This is a genomic window from Arthrobacter halodurans, assembly GCF_041877255.1.
GTDB lineage: Bacteria > Actinomycetota > Actinomycetes > Actinomycetales > Micrococcaceae > Arthrobacter_N > Arthrobacter_N halodurans.
Window position 1 is genome coordinate 339,487 of the sequence record NZ_JBHDLJ010000001.1, and the last position, 12,264, is coordinate 351,750.

The following is a 12,264-nucleotide window of genomic DNA, read 5'->3' on the forward strand; positions in this document are numbered from 1 at the left end:
GTGCTGTCCCGAATCCGCGGCAACGAGCGACGAGGCAACCAAGGAAGAGGCGTAACCGTGCCAGACCAACCGCACCACCGGCTGACCGAGGAATTCGGCGGGAACGAGTGGCTCGTCGACGAACTCTACGAGCAGTTCCTGCGCGACAAGAACTCGGTCGACAAGAAGTGGTGGGACATCTTCGAGTCGTTCGGCGCCCCGGAGTCCTCCAACAGCGGCACGGCCCCCGCCGACTCCGCGGCCAAGTCGCAGGCGGCGCCGCGCGCCGCGACCCAGGCCCGCGTCGTCGACGCCACGGACACCACGTCCGGCTCCTCGTCCGAGTCCACGGCAGGGGAGGCGTCCACCCGTGTCCCGGCGCAGGCCGACAAGGCCCCGCAGACCGAGAAGGAACGCCCTCGTCCGGCCCAGGAATCCGCCGCGAAGACGCAGCCCATCCCCGCGGAGTTGCCGAAGTCCGCCGGCGCCGCGGGCGCGACCGAGGAGGATAAGCGCACTCCCCTGCGTGGTCCCGCCAAGGCGATCGCCACCAACATGGAGCAGAGCCTCACTGTCCCCACGGCCACGACGGTGCGCGCCGTTCCCGCCAAGGCCCTGATCGACAACCGCATCGTCATCAACAGCCACCTGCGCCGCGCCCGCGGCGGCAAGGTCTCCTTCACGCACCTCATCGGCTTCGCCGTCATCCGGGCGCTGAAGCTCTTCCCCTCGCAGAACGTGACCTATGCCGAGGTCGACGGCAAGCCCATGGCCGTCCAGCCGGCACACGTGAACTTCGGCATCGCGATCGACATGCCCAAGCCCGACGGTTCCCGGATGCTAGCGGTCCCGAACATTAAGAAGGCGGAGAACCTCAACTTCTCCGAGTTCTGGAACACCTACGAGGACCTGATCAAGCGCGCCCGCAACGGGAAGCTCACGGCCGACGACTACGCGGGCACCACCGTGTCGCTGACCAATCCGGGCGGCATCGGCACCGTCCACTCGGTGCCCCGCCTCTCGAAGGGCCAGGCGACCATCGTCGGCGTCGGCGCCCTCGAGTACCCGGCCGCCTTCCGCGGCTCGAGCGAGAAGACGATCGCCACGCAGGGCATCGGCAAGGTCATCACGCTGACGTCCACGTACGACCACCGCGTCATCCAGGGCGCCGGCTCCGGCGAGTTCCTCCGCCTGGTCGAGTCGCTGCTGCTGGGCGAGCAGGGCTTCTACGACGAGATCTTCGAGTCGCTGCGCATCCCCTACGAGCCCGTCCGCTGGATTGTCGACAACCAGGTCGACGTCGAGCTCCAGGTCAACAAGATCGCCCGGATCCAGCAGCTCATCCACGCCTACCGCGTGCGCGGCCACCTCATGGCCGACACGAACCCGCTCGAGTACGTCCAGCGCCGCCACCCGGACCTGGACATCCAGACCTACGGCTTGACCCTGTGGGACCTGGACCGCGAGTGGGTCACCGGGGGCTTCGGCGGACAGCCGCGCCTGCCCTTGCGCAAGATCCTCGGCGTCCTCCGCGACGCGTACTGCCGCACCACCGGCATCGAGTACATGCACATCCAGGATCCCGCCGAGCGCGACTGGTTCCAGACCGAGCTGGAGCACGAATACAGCAAGCCGACGCGCGAGGAGCAGCTGCGCATCCTGGGCACGCTCAACGCCGCCGAGGCCTTCGAGACCTTCCTGCAGACCAAGTTCGTCGGCCAGAAGCGATTCTCGCTCGAGGGCGGGGAGTCGCTCATCCCGCTGCTGGACGGCATCATCTCCGACGCGGCCGACCACGGCCTCGACGAGGTCGCCATCGGCATGGCCCACCGCGGCCGCCTCAACGTCCTCACCAACATCGCCGGCAAGACGTACGCCCAGGTCTTCCGCGAGTTCGAGGGGACCCAGGACCCGCGGAGCGTCCAGGGCTCCGGCGACGTCAAGTACCACCTGGGCACCGAGGGCAAGTTCACGTCGGACCACGGCAACGAGACGAAGGTCTACCTCGCCGCCAACCCGTCGCACCTCGAGGCCGTCGACTCGGTCCTCGAGGGCATCGTCCGCGCCAAGCAGGACCGGCTGGACCAGGGCGACGGCGGCTTCGGCGTCCTGCCGATCCTCGTCCACGGCGACGCGGCGTTCGCCGGCCAGGGCGTCGTCGCCGAGACGCTCAACCTTTCCCAGCTGCGTGGCTACCGCACCGGCGGCACCATCCACGTGGTGGTGAACAACCAGGTCGGCTTCACGACGTCCCCGACCGCCTCGCGCTCCTCGGTGTATTCGACCGACGTCGCGAAGATGGTGCAGGCGCCGGTGTTCCACGTCAACGGCGACGACCCCGAGGCCGTCGTCCGCGTGGCGCAGTTCGCGTTCAAGTACCGCCAGAAGTTCCACAAGGACGTCGTCATCGACATGGTCTGCTACCGCCGCCGCGGTCACAACGAGGGCGACGACCCGTCGATGACGCAGCCGATGATGTACAACCTCATCGAGGCCAAGCGCTCCACCCGCAAGCTGTACACCGAGGCCCTCGTCGGCCGCGGCGACATCACGCAGGAGGAGGCCGACCAGGCGCTGCGCGACTACCAGGAGCGCCTGGAGCGTGTCTTCTCGGAGACCCACGCCGCGCAAACCTCCCCCATCCCGGTGATCGGCAGCGGCGGAACCGTCCACGACCTGGAGGTCCCGACGTCGCAGCGCGACGATTCGGACACCCCGTCCCGGACCGAGACCGCCATCAGCGCCGAGACGCTCGCACGGATCGGCGCCGCGCACACGGACATCCCGGACGGGTTCACGGTGCACCCCAAGCTCAAGGCACTCCTGGAGCGCCGCGAGCAGATGTCCCGCGAGGGCGGGATCGACTGGGGCTTCGCCGAGGTCGCGGCCTTCGGCTCACTCTCGATGGAGGGGGTGCCCGTCCGTCTCGCCGGGCAGGATTCCCGCCGCGGAACCTTCGTCCAGCGCCACGCGGTCTTCCACGACCGCGCCAACGGCGACGAATGGATGCCCCTGCACCACCTCTCCGACGACCAGGCCAAGCTGTGGATCTACGATTCGCTGCTCTCCGAATACGCGGCCATGGGCTTCGAGTACGGCTACTCGGTCGAGCGCCCCGACGCGCTCGTGCTGTGGGAGGCGCAGTTCGGCGACTTCGTCAACGGCGCGCAGACCGTCATCGACGAGTTCATCTCCTCCGCGGAACAGAAATGGGGCCAGCGCTCGTCGCTGGTGCTGATGCTGCCGCACGGGTACGAGGGCCAGGGGCCGGACCACTCGTCGGCCCGCATCGAGCGCTTCCTGCTCATGTGCGCCGAGGACAACATGATCGTAGCCAACCCGTCGACGGGCGCGAACCACTTCCACCTGCTCCGCCGCCAGGCCTACGCACGGCCGCGCAAGCCGCTGATCATCTTCACCCCGAAGCAGCTGCTGCGCCTCAAGGCCGCCGCGTGCTCCGTGGAGGACTTCACCGAGCGCAGCTTCCAGCCGGTCATCCCCGACACCGCGGGGTTGGACGACGCGCAGGTGGACCGCGTGGTGCTCGTCTCCGGACGCCTGTACTACGATCTCGAGGCGGCGCGCAAGAAGGCCGACGACCGGAAGGTCGCGATCGTGCGCATCGAGCAGCTCTATCCGCTGCCGCTGGAGGAGATCGCCGCGGAGCTGGCGAAGTACCCGAACGCCGACCTCGTGTGGGCCCAGGACGAGCCGGCCAACCAGGGGCCCTGGCCCTTCATCGGCCTCAGCCTGGCGCCGCAGCTCGACCGTCCGGTCAAGCTGGTCTCCCGGGCCGCGTCCGCCGCGACGTCGACCGGTTCCCACAAGCGGCACGACATCGAGCAGTCGCAGCTGCTGCAGCAGGCGTTCGACCGCGCCTGACCGGGGCCGAACGGCGCCCAGACCGGAGGGCGGGACTGGATTGTCCCGCCCTCCGGCGTCCACGGCCCCCCGCTAGGGTTGCCCTATCCACCGAGAAAGGTCTTTCGTGGAACAACGCACGATTCGCATCGCCGCAGTAGGCAACGAGCTCCTGGCGGGCCACGGCGATCCCCGCGCCCTGGGCTGGTACGGCCGGGTCATCGCCCGCACGCCCGCCGACGACGTCCGGCTGGAGAGCTACCAGCTCGCCGCCCCGGACGAGGGCACCGAGGCGTTGGCGCAGCGCTGGCTGGAGGAGGCCGGCCGGCGTTTCGGGGACGGGTGCGACAACCGCCTCGTGGTGGCCCTTTCCGACTACGACCTCGACCTCGGGCTGTCGACCGCGCGCAGCCGGCTGAACCTCGCCAACATCCTGGATGCCGCCTCGCAGATGAGCATCAAGGCGCTGGTGGTCGGTCCGACGCCGGGGCTGGACGACGAGCGCAACGCCCGCCTCGCGGAGCTGTCGGCCGCCTACGGCGACGTCGCCTCGCGCCGCCACCACGCGTTCGTGGACACGTTTACGCCCCTGCGCGGCCACGACCAGTGGCGGAACGACCTCGCCGCCAACCGCGGCCTACCCGGACAGGCCGGCCACGGGCTCATCGCCTGGCTTGTCCTGCACCGCGGGTGGCACCGTTGGCTCGACCTTCCCGAGCCGGCCAACTCCTGACCGTACCGTGCGGGCGCCCGTCACCCTTCCGGTGACGGGCGCTCGCGCGTTCGCGCCCCTTGCCGTCCGGCAAGACGCGATATATCGTGTCTTACAACGCGATACATCGCGAATTCTTGCCACGGAAGAGGTGCCGTCATGGAATCCTTGCCCAACGGGGACGCGGAACAGCGGGACTGGAAAGTCACCGCCCCCCGGACCATCGACCTCGACGGCGTGCGCGAACTCGTGGTCGACTCCACGGCCGGCCGCATCGACGTCCTGGGGCGCGCCGGCGACATCGCCCGGATCGAGGTCGTCGAGGTGCGTGGCGACCCCCTCGCCGTCGAACTGCGCGACGGCATCCTGACCCTGACACACCGCACCTCGGCCGCGCGGTTCCTCGAACGGCTGCTGACCGGCGGCCAGGTCCCGCCGGGGAAGGCGAAGGAGCGCTGCGTCGCCTCGATCGCCGTTCCCGCCCGGACGCGCGTGACGGTCAAGACCGCCGTCGGCGAGACGCTCGTTGCCGGGATCGACGCCGAGGTCTCGGCGCGGACGGTGACCGGGCCGCTGCTGGTCGACGGCACCTCCGGCCGCCTGAGCGTCCACACCGTCAGCGGCGAGGCGATCGTCCGCGGGCACCGCGGCCGGCTGGCCGCCGAGTCGGTCAGCGGCGACATCACCGCCAGCGGAGACCTGAGCGACGTCATCGCCGAGTCGGTCAGCGGCTCGATCCACCTCGATCTGCACGGCCGGCCGGAGACCGTCTCCGCCACCACGGTGTCCGGGGCCGTGCGCATCCGCGTGCCCGAGGGCGTCGGGATCCAGCTCGCGGCCAGGACCGCGTCCGGGTCCGTGGCCCTGAACGAGCAGTCGTTCCGCGGGATCGGGACGGACGTGCGCGTCTCAGAGGGGCCGGCGGACCCGTCGGTCGCCATCAGGACGGAGGGTGTCTCCGGCCGGGTTGCCGTATTCCACGCGGCCCCGTCCGAGACCTCCGGGGCGGGGCGCTAGTGGCCTCGGTCTTCGCGCACGGCGCCATGCGCCTGTACCTCCTGCGCGTGCTGGAGGAGGGCCCGCGGCACGGCTACGACATCATCAAGGCGCTCGAGGACCGCTTCGGCGGCACCTACTCCCCCAGCGCCGGGAGCGTCTACCCGCGCCTCGCGAAGCTCGGGGAGGAGGGCCTGGTCGCCACGGAGCGCATCGGCCGCAGGACCGTTTACTCGCTCACGGAGGCCGGGGCGCAAGAGGTCGCGGGCCGGCGGGACGAGCTGGAGGGCATCGACGACGACATCTCGGCCTCAGTCGCCCGGCTGGCCGAGACGCTCGGCAGCGAGATCCGGGACAACATGCGCGGCCTGCGGGCCGACCTCGCGGCGACCGCGGAACGCCTCGGCGGGACCGCCGCGCGCCGGGGACCGCGGACGCGCCCGGTCGGCGGCGGCCCCGGCCACGACGCGGCGCCGCCAGCCGCGGCCGGCGGCGGCCCCCCGGACCCCTCCGACGACGCCGCGCGGCCACCCCGGGTGGGCGCACCACGGGTCCCCGCCGATACGGGGCCACGCGTGGACGGACCCCGCGAGCTGCTCGAGCTCGAGCACCAGTTGGACGACTTCCGCGCGCAGCTGCGCCTGGACCTGCGGATCGCGGCCGCCGGTGGTTCGGTCCCGGCGTCGGCGCCCGCGACGGTCAAGGCCGTGCTCGATCAGGCCAGATCCTCGATCCGGGCGGCGCTACGCTGAGCGGGACCCCGGGCGCGCCGACGCGCGCCCGTTTATGTGCTGAACCGGGCATGTGGGAGACTGTGTAGCAGTCCATTTCCGGGCATCGACAAGCGAGGAGGCCAGCCATGAGCAAGCGAGCACGCAAGCGTCGCGACCGTAAGCGCGGCGGCGCGAACCACGGTAAGCGTCCCAACACCTAAACGGTAGACCGTCGACAAGGGCCCGCATCCTTTTGGAGGATGCGGGCCCTTGTGCGTGGGCCAACCCCGGGGGCGCCGACGTGGCGGGTTCAGGCAGGCCTCAGCCGTGTCCGACCTCGACGCGGATCTCGCTGATCCGGCCCATGATGCGCGACTTCAGCGTCTCGGGAGCCACCTCGCGGCAGCTGCGGCGCACGACGGATCGGATGATGCATTCCAGGTCGTATTCCTGGGCGCACTCGTCGCAGTGCTCCAGGTGGTTCTTCACGTCGTTGAGGTCCTCCAGGGACAGCGCCCCGTCGAGGTATTCGTAGAGCCGGACGATCCGCGTGTCCTCGCAGTCGCCCAGTGAATGGCAATCGCTCATGGTTTTCCCTCCTGACCGGCCGCCGTCGCCCGGCCGCTCGCTATTCTGTCCTTGCCCAGCCCGCGCTCGGCCGCGTAGTCGGCCAGCAACTCCCTCAGTTGCTTGCGGCCGCGGTGCAGGCGGGACATCACCGTCCCCATCGGGATGCCGAGAATCTCGGCGACCTCCTTGTAGGCGAAGCCCTCGACGTCCGCGAAATAGACCGCCAGGCGGAACTCCTCCGGAATCGACTGGAGCGCGTCCTTCACGTCGGAATCCGGCAGGTGGTCCAGCGCCTCCGCCTCGGCCGAGCGCAGACCCGTGGGCGTGTGCTCCGCCGCCTGGGCCATCTGCCAGTCCTCGACCGTGTCCGTGCTCGACCGCAGGGGCTCCCGCTGCCGCTTGCGGTAGAGGTTGATGTAGGTGTTCGTCAGGATCCGGTACAGCCACGCCTTGAGGTTGGTCCCCGGCTTGTACTGGTGGAACGCCGAGTAGGCCTTCGTGTAGGCCTCCTGGACCAGGTCCTCGGCGTCGCTGGGATTGCGCGCCATCCGCATGGCGGCGGAGTAGAGCTGGTCGACATATTGGAGGGCGTCGCGCTCGAAGCGTTCGCGGCGCTGCTCGTCGGACTCGGCCCCGTCGGGCACGATTTCTGTGCTCTGGCTGCTCTCGGTCATCACGCCCCAGTGTACGCCGGGCGTCGGACCCGCATCGGCGGGCTTGGTGGCTGTCATGGTGGTCATCGGCATGGCCCCTTCCCCGGCGCGCGGTGGCGCCGTCCCGGGACGCCTGTCGACGCCCCGCACACGATGATCACAACGCCGCTGCGTTGGGCGGTATTCCCGCGGTGGGGTTCGCCGGGGCCGAAAAAGTGTAAGACTAAGGGAAGCTCACAGAACCCGACGCACCCGGAGGCACCCATGTCACCTGTCCGCCTGATCGCCCGCCCACTGCTCGCCTCGAGCTTCGTCTGGTCCGGACTGGAGCGGCTGCGCAAGCCGGAGGAGTCCGGGGAGCGGTTGCGCCCGGGACTGCGCCGCATCTCCGCGGTCCTTCCGCAGTTCACGGAGGCCGCCGACCGGCCCGCGTCCGTCGCGCGCATCGTCGGCGGCGTCCAGGTGGTCGCCGGCCTCCTGTTCGCGCTGGGCAAGTTCCCGCGCCTGTCGGCGTCCCTGCTGGTCGGCACCTCCGCGTTGACCTCGTTCGAGGACGGCTCCAACGGGGGTCCCTCGAGCTCGGGCGCGCGCCTGCGCAACGCCTCCCTGGCGGGCGGCGTGCTGCTGGCCGCCGTCGACACCGCGGGCAACCCCTCGCTGGCGTGGCGCGCCCAGCACCTGACCGCCGACGCGCGCAAGCAGCTGCACAAGACGAACAAGGACCTCGGCCGCGCCGTCCGCCGCACCGCGAAGGACGCCCGCAAGACCGCCGGTGAAGTGATCGGCCACTAGGAAACGCCGCATGACGAACACCGCAGCCGTGGCCCCGGCACCGTGGCCCGCCCCACGCGCCGGCGCCCCCGTCGATGCGACGGTCCGCGTCCCGGCGTCGAAGTCGCTCACGAACCGGTACCTGGTCCTTGCCGCCGTCGCCGACGGCCCCAGCCGCCTCCGGGCGCCGCTGCACTCCCGCGACTCGGTGCTCATGGTGGGGGCCCTCCGCGCGCTCGGCGCGCGGATCGAGGAGGTGCCCGGCGACGGCGGCTTCGGCCCGGATCTGCTGGTGCACCCGCTGGACCCCGCGGCGGACCTCGGTGAGGCCACCGTCGATTGCGGGCTTGCCGGCACGGTCATGAGGTTCGTCCCGCCGATCGCCGCGCTCGTCCGCGGACGCGTGGGCTTCGACGGCGACCCACACGCCCGCAACCGCCCGATGGACGCGGTGGTCGACGCGTTGCGGGACCTCGGCGTCGCCGTGGAGGACGGCGGCGCGCGACGCCTGCCCTTCACGGTGGGGGGCACCGGCTCCGTGTCCGGCGGGCACCTCGTGATCGACGCCAGCGGGTCCTCGCAGTTCGTCTCCGCCCTGCTCCTGGTCGCGGCGCGCTTCGAGAAGGGCCTGCACCTGGAGCACGTGGGCAAGCCGGTGCCCAGCCTGGACCACATCCGCATGACCGTGGCCGTCCTCCGCGAGGCCGGCGTCGAGGTCGACGATTCCGTCCCCCACCACTGGGTGGTCTCCCCGGGCCCCGTCCGCGCGTTCGACGTGCGCATCGAGCAGGACCTGTCCAACGCCGGTCCGTTCCTGGCGGCCGCACTGGCCACGGGGGGAACGGTGCGCGTCCCGGACTGGCCCGAGCACACCACGCAGGTCGGCGACGCCTGGCGTTCCATCCTCGCGCGCATGGGCGCGTCGGTCGAGTACGACGGCGGAACGCTCACCGTCCGGGGCGGCGCCCCGATCCGCGGCATCGACCTGGCGGACGCCTCGGAGCTCGCCCCCACGGTCGCCGCGCTGTGCGCCCTGGCCGACGGCGAATCCCGGCTCACCGGCATCGCGCACCTGCGCGGCCACGAGACGGACCGCCTCGCCGCCCTGGTCGCCGAGATCAACAACCTCGGCGGGGACGCCGAGGAGACCGCGGACGGCCTGATCGTCCGTCCGCGCCCGTTGCACGGGGGCCTGTTCCGCAGCTACGCCGACCACCGGATGGCCACGGCCGGGGCCATCATCGGGCTCGCCGTGGACGGCGTGAGCGTCGAGGACATCGCCACCACGTCCAAGACCATGCCGGAGTTCCCCGAGCTGTGGCGGGCGCTCGCCGCGACGGCGGACCGGCGCTGACCATGGGCCGCGACACCTACGACTGGGACGAGTCCGACGTCCGCATCCGCCCGAACAAGAAGGGCACCCGTCCGCGGACCAAGGACCGCCCGGCGTACGAGGACGCGGTGATCGGGCGCATCGTTACGGTCGACCGCGGGCGCTACACGGCCATCCTGGACGAGGACTCCCCGGACGAACGCGTGGTCGTCGCCGCGCGCGCCCGCGAACTGCGGCGCTCCCCCGTGGTCCCCGGGGACTTCGTGGCCCTCGTCGGCGACACCAGCGGCTCCCCGGACGGACTCGCGCGGCTCGTGCGGATCCAGGACCGCCGGACGCTGCTGCGGCGCAGCGCCGACGACACCGATCCGGTGGAGCGCGTCGTCGTCGCCAACGCCGACCAGCTGGTGGTCGTGGTCGCGGCCGCCAATCCGGAGCCCCGCATCGGTTTCATCGACCGTGCCCTGGCCGCGGCGTACGATGCGGGCATCGAGCCGATCCTGTGCATCACGAAGGCGGACGTGAAGGACCCGGCGGCGCTGCTGGAGAACTACCGCCATCTGGATCTCGAGGTCGTCGTCAGCCGGTCCGCGGGCGACGGTGCCACGGGCATCGACGCGCGCTCGGCCGACGGGCTGTCGGCCCGCCTGGAGGCGGGCGCGGTCGGGGAACTGCACCGGCTTCTGGCCGGCCGGGTGAGCGTCGTCCTGGGCCACTCGGGCGTCGGCAAGTCGACACTCGTCAACGCGCTCACCGGAGCCCAGCGCGCCACGGGCGGTGTCAACGCCGTCACCGGACGCGGCCGGCACACGTCGTCGTCGGCCCTGGCCCTGCGCGTCGCGGACGCCCCGCCCGGAACGTGGATCATCGACACCCCCGGCATCCGCTCCTTCGGGCTGGCCCTGGTGGATCCGGACAACATCCTGCAGTCCTTCCCCGACCTGCTCCCCGCCTCCGCAAACTGCCCCCGGGGCTGCACGCACGCGGCCGACGCGGCCGGCTGCGCCCTCGACGCCTGGGCCTCGCGGCCGGAGGCCGGACCGGCGGGAGCAGCCCGGCTGGCCTCGCTGCGCCGCCTGCTCGGCGCCGAGGACAAGGTCGACTCCAAGCAGCTGGGCACGGTTTAGGACCGCGGGGCGCGCGTGCTCCTGCGGTAGGTTGGAAGCCATGACCCGCGACGTAATGAGCTACAACGACGACCTGCGACTGGCTCACGTCATCGCGGATTCGGTGGATTCCCTGACCATGTCCCGCTTCAAGGCGCTGGACCTGAAGGTGGACACCAAGCCGGATCTGACCCCGGTGACGGACGCGGATCGGACCGCCGAGGAGGCCATCCGCAGCCAGCTGGCCCGGGCCCGTCCGCGGGACGCCGTGCTGGGCGAGGAGTTCGGCAGCACCGGACACGGGGCGCGACGCTGGGTGATCGACCCGATCGACGGCACCAAGAGCTTCGTTCGCGGGGTCCCGGTCTGGGCGACCCTCATCGCACTCATGGACGAGGGCCGACCCGTCGTCGGACTCGTCTCCGCCCCCGCGCTCGGCCGGCGCTGGTGGGCCGCCGAAGGCACCGGCGCGTACACGGGCAAGTCGCTCGCCGCCGCCTCGCGCCTGCGCGTCTCCAACGTCGCGGAGCTCTCCGACGCGTCGCTGTCCTATTCCAGCCTCGGCGGATGGCGCGAGCGCGGGCAGCTGGAGCAGATGCTCGACCTGCACGACGCCGTCTGGCGGACGCGCGCCTACGGGGACTTCTGGTCCTATTGCCTCCTCGCCGAGGGCGCCGTGGACATCGCGTGCGAGCCCGAGCTGAACCTGTACGACATGGCGGCCCTCGTGCCGATCGTCATCGAAGCCGGGGGCCGCTTCTCGTCGTTGGAGGGGCAGGACGGCTGTTTCGGGGGCAACGCGCTGGCGACCAACGGCAAGCTGCACCAGGCCGCGCTGGACATCCTCGCCCGGGACCGGGACTAGACGGTCCCGCCCACATCCTTGCGTCCCGGCGGCTCCCCACCTAAGGTCGGCCACACAACCCCGGATGCTGCGAGGAATGGAGAACCGACCGTGGAAGACCTTCTGGGAATCCTCAAGGACGACGAGCGCGACCTCATCCGCGAGGTCGAACCCGAGCGGATGGAGCACCTCGACGAGGACGAGCTCCTCGCGCTCCACAAGCGCGTGCGGCGGGCCCGCACGAAGCACACCAAGAACTACCGTCGGCGCGCCGCCGCCGGAGTCTCCGCGGAGGGCGCCCGCGGTGCCGCCCGTCCCCGCCACGGCAAGGCCGCCCAACGCGCCGAGGTCTTCGAGGAGGCCCTCTCCCGTGTCAGCCAGCGGTTGGCCGTCGTCTCGCAGGAGGCCTACGAGACGCTCAAGGCCGAACGCCTGGAACGCGCGCAGGCGGGGAAATCCAGCGGACCCCAGGGGCCGGACGGCCCGCCTCCCGGCGGGGCCGACACCGGGCGGGTGGCCGGACACAGCACCTCGCCCGGCGCCAAGAAGACCCGCGCCTCCTCCCAGGCCGCCGGGGCCCGGCGCCAAGCGGCCCGCGACGCCAAGTAGCGCGTACCCTCCCGCGGGCCCCGACACCGGGGCACCCCCGAGACCGGGTCTCCGCCGCGGGACGCGGCCGTCCGCAACGGCGGGAACCCGACGCCGAATTGCGCCGCGACGCGTCCC

General features: G+C 71.4%; 12 protein-coding genes. 10 read left to right on the plus strand and 2 right to left on the minus strand.

Annotation, left to right across the window (positions count from 1 at the left end):
- The first annotated feature begins 57 nt into the window (after nucleotides 1-57).
- The 5 genes from ACETWP_RS01555 (at nucleotide 58) to ACETWP_RS01575 (ending at nucleotide 6,482) form a co-directional block, all read left to right on the plus strand.
- Nucleotides 58-3,861: a multifunctional oxoglutarate decarboxylase/oxoglutarate dehydrogenase thiamine pyrophosphate-binding subunit/dihydrolipoyllysine-residue succinyltransferase subunit gene (locus tag ACETWP_RS01555; protein ID WP_373970421.1), complete on the plus strand. Its 3,804-nt coding sequence runs from the start codon at nucleotides 58-60 to the stop codon at nucleotides 3,859-3,861.
- 106 nt (nucleotides 3,862-3,967) lie between these two features.
- Complete coding sequence (locus ACETWP_RS01560; protein ID WP_373970422.1) at nucleotides 3,968-4,573, plus strand: GDSL-type esterase/lipase family protein; 606 nt, start codon at nucleotides 3,968-3,970, stop codon at nucleotides 4,571-4,573.
- Nucleotides 4,574-4,711: 138 nt separating this feature from the next.
- Nucleotides 4,712-5,569 (plus strand): DUF4097 family beta strand repeat-containing protein, encoded by an 858-nt coding sequence (locus ACETWP_RS01565; protein ID WP_373970423.1) that lies wholly within the window; start codon nucleotides 4,712-4,714, stop codon nucleotides 5,567-5,569.
- Nucleotides 5,569-6,300, plus strand: a complete 732-nt coding sequence (locus tag ACETWP_RS01570; protein ID WP_373970424.1) for a PadR family transcriptional regulator — start codon at nucleotides 5,569-5,571, stop codon at nucleotides 6,298-6,300. The genes ACETWP_RS01565 and ACETWP_RS01570 overlap by 1 nt, the downstream gene beginning before the upstream one ends.
- Before the next feature lie 107 nt (nucleotides 6,301-6,407).
- Nucleotides 6,408-6,482: a 50S ribosomal protein bL37 gene (locus ACETWP_RS01575; RefSeq protein ID WP_369299106.1), complete on the plus strand. Its 75-nt coding sequence runs from the start codon at nucleotides 6,408-6,410 to the stop codon at nucleotides 6,480-6,482.
- A 100-nt stretch (nucleotides 6,483-6,582) separates the two neighbouring features.
- Here the strand turns inward: ACETWP_RS01575 and rsrA are convergent, their stop codons facing one another.
- Together rsrA and ACETWP_RS01585 are read right to left on the minus strand one after the other, a co-directional pair.
- Nucleotides 6,583-6,849, minus strand: coding sequence for a mycothiol system anti-sigma-R factor (rsrA, locus tag ACETWP_RS01580; protein WP_373970425.1), 267 nt, complete (start codon nucleotides 6,847-6,849; stop codon nucleotides 6,583-6,585).
- The gene (locus ACETWP_RS01585; protein WP_373970426.1) at nucleotides 6,846-7,571 is read right to left on the minus strand and encodes a sigma-70 family RNA polymerase sigma factor; all 726 of its coding nucleotides are present in this window, start codon (nucleotides 7,569-7,571) and stop codon (nucleotides 6,846-6,848) included. Before ACETWP_RS01585 ends, rsrA begins: the two co-directional genes overlap by 4 nt.
- Before the next feature lie 177 nt (nucleotides 7,572-7,748).
- Here ACETWP_RS01585 and ACETWP_RS01590 point away from each other — a divergent pair, with 177 nt between their 5' ends.
- The 5 genes from ACETWP_RS01590 (at nucleotide 7,749) to ACETWP_RS01610 (ending at nucleotide 12,147) form a co-directional block, all read left to right on the plus strand.
- Nucleotides 7,749-8,276, plus strand: a complete 528-nt coding sequence (locus tag ACETWP_RS01590; RefSeq protein WP_373970427.1) for a DoxX family protein — start codon at nucleotides 7,749-7,751, stop codon at nucleotides 8,274-8,276.
- A 10-nt stretch (nucleotides 8,277-8,286) separates the two neighbouring features.
- Entirely contained in the window at nucleotides 8,287-9,609 is a 1,323-nt protein-coding gene (aroA, locus tag ACETWP_RS01595; protein WP_373970428.1) for a 3-phosphoshikimate 1-carboxyvinyltransferase, read from the plus strand.
- 2 nt (nucleotides 9,610-9,611) lie between these two features.
- Complete coding sequence (gene rsgA / locus ACETWP_RS01600; RefSeq protein WP_373970429.1) at nucleotides 9,612-10,715, plus strand: ribosome small subunit-dependent GTPase A; 1,104 nt, start codon at nucleotides 9,612-9,614, stop codon at nucleotides 10,713-10,715.
- Nucleotides 10,716-10,755: 40 nt separating this feature from the next.
- Nucleotides 10,756-11,559 carry a histidinol-phosphatase gene (hisN, locus tag ACETWP_RS01605; protein ID WP_373970430.1) on the plus strand — a complete coding sequence of 268 codons (804 nt, stop codon included), beginning with the start codon at nucleotides 10,756-10,758 and terminating at the stop codon, nucleotides 11,557-11,559.
- Nucleotides 11,560-11,649: 90 nt separating this feature from the next.
- A complete protein-coding gene (locus ACETWP_RS01610) occupies nucleotides 11,650-12,147 on the plus strand; it encodes a hypothetical protein (protein ID WP_373970431.1) in 498 nt (165 codons plus the stop codon).
- Nucleotides 12,148-12,264: the final 117 nt, after the last annotated feature.

Excerpts from the sequence above, each read along its gene's own strand:
- ACETWP_RS01565 (WP_373970423.1), top strand. The coding sequence starts at position 4,712 with ATGGAATCCTTGCCCAACGGGGACGCGGAACAGCGGGACTGGAAAGTC.
- hisN (WP_373970430.1), top strand. The coding sequence starts at position 10,756 with ATGACCCGCGACGTAATGAGCTACAACGACGACCTGCGACTGGCTCAC.
- ACETWP_RS01585 (WP_373970426.1), bottom strand. The coding sequence starts at position 7,571 with ATGACCACCATGACAGCCACCAAGCCCGCCGATGCGGGTCCGACGCCC.
- ACETWP_RS01590 (WP_373970427.1), top strand. The coding sequence starts at position 7,749 with ATGTCACCTGTCCGCCTGATCGCCCGCCCACTGCTCGCCTCGAGCTTC.
- rsrA (WP_373970425.1), bottom strand. The coding sequence starts at position 6,849 with ATGAGCGATTGCCATTCACTGGGCGACTGCGAGGACACGCGGATCGTC.
- aroA (WP_373970428.1), top strand. The coding sequence starts at position 8,287 with ATGACGAACACCGCAGCCGTGGCCCCGGCACCGTGGCCCGCCCCACGC.
- rsgA (WP_373970429.1), top strand. The coding sequence starts at position 9,612 with ATGGGCCGCGACACCTACGACTGGGACGAGTCCGACGTCCGCATCCGC.